This window comes from Erwinia sp. (genome assembly GCF_031978025.1).
In the GTDB taxonomy this organism is placed as follows: domain Bacteria; phylum Pseudomonadota; class Gammaproteobacteria; order Enterobacterales; family Enterobacteriaceae; genus Erwinia.
The window spans coordinates 1-3,682 of the sequence record NZ_DALZCD010000354.1 but is presented as its reverse complement, the minus strand read 5'-3'; the positions used below and the strand labels follow the sequence as shown (position 1 = coordinate 3,682).

General features: G+C 54.3%; 4 protein-coding genes. 3 read left to right on the top strand and 1 reads right to left on the bottom strand.

Annotated features, from left to right (window positions below; all coding sequences use genetic code 11):
- Window positions 1-30 precede the first annotated feature (30 nt).
- Complete coding sequence (locus RTK32_RS20075; protein ID WP_312047032.1) at window positions 31-999, bottom strand: LysR substrate-binding domain-containing protein; 969 nt, start codon at window positions 997-999, stop codon at window positions 31-33.
- Between the two features lie 176 nt (window positions 1,000-1,175).
- On the opposite strand from RTK32_RS20075, the gene RTK32_RS20070 reads away from it, so the two are divergent.
- The 3 genes from RTK32_RS20070 to RTK32_RS20060 form a co-directional block, all read left to right on the top strand.
- Window positions 1,176-1,952, top strand: coding sequence for an SDR family oxidoreductase (locus tag RTK32_RS20070; RefSeq protein ID WP_312047030.1), 777 nt, complete (start codon window positions 1,176-1,178; stop codon window positions 1,950-1,952).
- A gap of 41 nt (window positions 1,953-1,993) precedes the next feature.
- Window positions 1,994-2,479 carry an OsmC family protein gene (locus RTK32_RS20065; RefSeq protein WP_312047028.1) on the top strand — a complete coding sequence of 162 codons (486 nt, stop codon included), beginning with the start codon at window positions 1,994-1,996 and terminating at the stop codon, window positions 2,477-2,479.
- Between the two features lie 519 nt (window positions 2,480-2,998).
- A partial coding sequence (locus RTK32_RS20060; RefSeq protein ID WP_312047026.1) for a GNAT family N-acetyltransferase occupies window positions 2,999-3,682 on the top strand: 684 nt, incomplete at its 3' end.

Genomic DNA, 3,682 nt, shown 5'->3' with positions numbered 1-3,682 from the left:
CGAAGCAGAGAAGAAATTCTTTGTTGTGGATTACGTTAAGGCCGGCATCCTGCCCGGGAGGAAAGGCATGATGCCTGAAGCGAGTGAGTACGCCTTGTCAGAGGCAACATCCTGCACAAGCCAGTCGTGAAAAACGTTGACTTCATGGCGCATAGACTGCTGAGGGGTTACCAGATAGTACGACCAGCTGAGCGGCCAACGGTGGTCAGGATGCAGCTGAACCAACTGCCCGGTTTCAATCAGCTGCTTCACCAGAGCATAACGTACAATGGCTACGCCCCGGCCGCTCAGGGCTGACAGGATAACAGCGGAAGTGGAGTTAATATGCAGGCCGCTTTCAAGTGCGTCGGGGGCGCCGACCGTACTCAGCACGTCGTGCCACGAGGGGAAATTCGCGCCGGGATGCGGCGTATCGTCGTGGATCAGTTTTTGTGTGGCGAGCCATTCACTGCAGGCTATTTTCGTGGTAGGCACCAGTCGCGGACTGCAGACCAGTATCGCCTCTTCATTCATTAGCCAGGTTTTATTCACCCCGGGCCAGCCGCCCTGCCCGCAGCGAATGCCAATATCCGCCTCGCCGTGTGACACATCCATCAGCCTCTCCGTGACGTTGAGCCGCAGGTCGATTGTCTCATGGGTTTCCGAGAACCGATTCAACCGCGCCATCAGCCAGTTCATCATCAGGACCTGCGAAGCCGTCACCACGACGACGGATCGCGCCCGGCGCCCGCGCAGTTTATTTAACCCGGTTTCCAGCTTGTCCAGCCCCTGGGTGATGTCGTGCAGGGCTTCCTGCGCTTCATCAACCAGCGTCAGTCGCGCCTTCCCTGAACGGGTACGGTGAAGGAGCGGATGCCCTACCCAGTCTTCCAGCGAGCGGACAAGCTGGCCCACGGCGGCAGGCGTAACGCCGAGTTCCTGCGCCGCGCCGGTAAAACTGCCGTGCCGGGCGGTAGCTTCAAAGGCATGCAGCCATTTCAGTCGGTTTAGCGATCGCATGACAAATATCCTGAGTCCTGTTTTTTTACAGTATACCTTATCGAGAAAGATTTTCTTTCCTGCATCGCAATATCTTCTCAGTCGTCAGTTCGGCTGCAGGATGGCATTCTGGTTTCACACGATGAGAAGCAGTGCTTTTCATCAATGACAACCAGATGATTTTAAAGAGGTTAGCGATGAACGCATCTTTTAGCGGTAAGAAACTGTTAGTGGTCGGTGGGACAAGTGGAATGGGCTTTGAAACGGCGAAGCTGATCCTGAAAAACGGCGGCAGCGTGGTGCTGGTCGGTAATCGTCAGGACAAAGCCGATCGGGCACGCCAGGCGCTGGCTGCAGACGGCCAGGTATCCATCATTGTGGCCGACCTGATGAAAGAGGAAGGAATGCAGCACGTGGTAAATACCATTAACGCCGAACACAAAGATATCAGCCTGCTGGTGAATGCCGCTGGCGTGTTCTTTCCAAAACCGTTTATTGAAAATGAAATGTCTGATTACGACATGTACATGAGCATTAACCGCGCGACGTTCTTCATTACCCGCGACGTGGTACGCAATATGGTTGAGGCGGGCATCAAAGGTTCTATCGTGAATATCGGCTCTATGTGGGCGCAACAGGCTATCGGTGCCACCCCTTCTTCCGCCTACTCCATGGCGAAAGCCGGTCTGCACGCGCTGACCAAAAACCTGGCGATTGAACTGGGCGGCAACGGTATTCGTGTCAATGCAGTTTCCCCGGCCGTTGTTCACACCCCGATTTACGAAGGCTTTATCCCGAAAGACGACGTGAAAGGCGTAATGAACAGTTTCGACAGCTTCCACCCGATTGGCCGTGTGGGGACGCCGGTCGACATCGCGGAAACCGTTGCCTTCCTGCTTTCTGATAAGACCGACTGGGTCACCGGCGCTATCTGGGACATCGATGGTGGCGTGATGGCGGGCCGTAACGCCTGATGACTATGCCGCACGGGGTTTCTACGTGCGGCACTGGAGTAATGATGCCAATCCAGACCGCTAACTATGATCTTGTGACCACATGGCGCGGAGGCATGGCGAGCCGCACGCTTTGCCACTCCTTTGCCGGAGGCAAGCGTCAGAAGATGAGGCAAAAACACGTTATCGATTCAGATGAACCTGCCGAGCTGGGGGGTAAGGGGCAGGCACCCAATCCTCAGGAGCTGATGCTGGCCGCTTTTAACGCCTGCATGACGGCCGCGTTCTTGCAGGAAGCCTGTTGGGTAGGTATCACGCTTACCCACCTTGAAATCCAGACGTGCGGGCAACTCCTGACGAGCCTCTCCCCGTTATGGGGACAACCCGCAAGGGAAGCCCCCGGCAGGCTGCAGTACGTTATTCGCGTCAGCGGCCACGGCAGAATGTTTCAGTTTGAACAAGCCCATCAACGGGTGATTGACTCATCCCTGAACCGGTGGTTACTGGCTCAAAATATGACGATCGAAGGGGATTTAATTGTGCTCTGACATAGCCTGACTTATATGTTCGGCCTGGGGAAAACAGGGTGACCCTATCGGGACCCACTCTCCGGCAGGATGGCGATCCCCTCGATGCGACTACAACCCGCCACCAGCTAACCTAAACCAACGATCCGGATACGTAAGGTATTTTCGCTGAGCATCAAATATGGGCGGTGGGCTTAACGCGTTTTCTCTTTACCCTCGCAATCTAAACATTCTGACCTAACCGTTTTACAGGGGATGACATGAATAAAACCTTTCGCGCTAATGAGCCAGGATACTTAATCAAATGACCACAGATGCGGCGATCTGACTTTTCCCGCGCTGGTGGTTCAGCCTGCGCCCCCCCTGGAAAGCCCGATAGCGCGAGTATGCTTTACCGCCTGGCATATGGAGTCAGGCGCAAAGGCAACATGCATCGCGATGAGCGAAACGTCTGCTGTCCGCTTATCGCAGACGCAGCCAGATCGCCGTCCCCAGTATCTGAATCAGCAAATCACACGTTAACTAATGTGCGATAAATTTATGCTTAAAATGATGTATTGGTTCTGGATATCTGTTCTGAACACGAGCCATTATTTTTATGTACGCCGTGCAGGCGGACAGAAATGGCCAGGACCGATTTGCCCGGTTTCTGGTGAAGACGCCGGGCGTGGCCGGAGGTTGCAGAAATGCGCTGAGGGCGCCTGTGGTGGTGTGGTGTGGCGGTGTGGCGGTGTGGCGGTGTGGCGGTGTGGCGGTGTGGCGGTGTGGCAAACTGATGTTAAGGTTAATAAGCAAAGGGCAGATCATAAAAACAAAGGAAAGTGGATGAAAATCAAGATATGTGATGCGTCGGACATTCCGGAACTGGCAAATATTTTTGTCGAAATGGAGTCATATTATTTTGGGGACAAGGCTGTCAGCTACGACGAAATGCTCGCCTACCTGACCAACAGGGTTTTCTCTCCCTACTCTGGTGTAACCGTCCTGGGAGCATGGCAGAAAGGAACGCTGGTCGGCTTTGCCACATTCACGCTGATGTTTCCTGCTCCAAAATGCTCTGGCCAGGCGTATATGAAAGATCTCTTTACCTCGGCGGATGTCAGAGGTCAGGGGGTGGCGAAATCCCTTATGCAGTTTATAGCGGCTTTTGCAATTGAGCATGGCTGCACTCGGTTTGACTGGACGGCTGAAACCACCAACCCGAAAGCAGCCGGGTTTTATCTT